Here is a 586-nt window from a genome sequence, read left to right on the forward strand (position 1 = left end):
CGAGTCCAACACAGGATTAGAGACCGTTAAGGTATCACCATCGGCATCGGTGGCACTGGCTACGACATCTAGAGTGATACTGGTGTCTTCATCACCTGCCCCCGTAGTGTCATTAGCAATTGGGGCATCATTGACTGGATTAACCGTCACGGTGATAGTGCCTGTATCGCTGCCACCATTACCATCAGACACGGTATAGTTGATTTGAGCTTCGCCATTGAAGTTATCTGCGGGTGTATAAAGAATCTCGTTATTGACGATTGCTAATGTACCTTGACCCGTAATAAGGCTAGGATTACTTACGGTTAAATCGTCTCCATCAACATCACTAGCATGAGCTAAGACATCAAGGGTGATACTGTTATCTTCGTCTCCTGATCCCGTAGCGTCATTAATAACTGGCGCATCGTTCACTGGATTTACAGTCACCGTCACCGTGGCCGTATCACTACCACCATTACCATCTGATATGGTGTAGCTGATTTGCGCTTCACCATTAAAATTTAAGGCTGGCGTATAGACAATTTTATTATCACTAACCTGCACACTACCTTGACCCGAGTCCAACACAGGATTAGAGACCGTT

General features: G+C 45.7%; 1 protein-coding gene. It reads right to left on the bottom strand.

Annotated elements, in window-relative coordinates; all coding sequences use genetic code 11:
• The coding region (locus ACYVGZ_RS05085) for a tandem-95 repeat protein (RefSeq protein ID WP_460752112.1) at positions 1 to 586 on the bottom strand (586 nt) is incomplete at both ends.

This window comes from Marinomonas epiphytica (assembly GCF_054780655.1).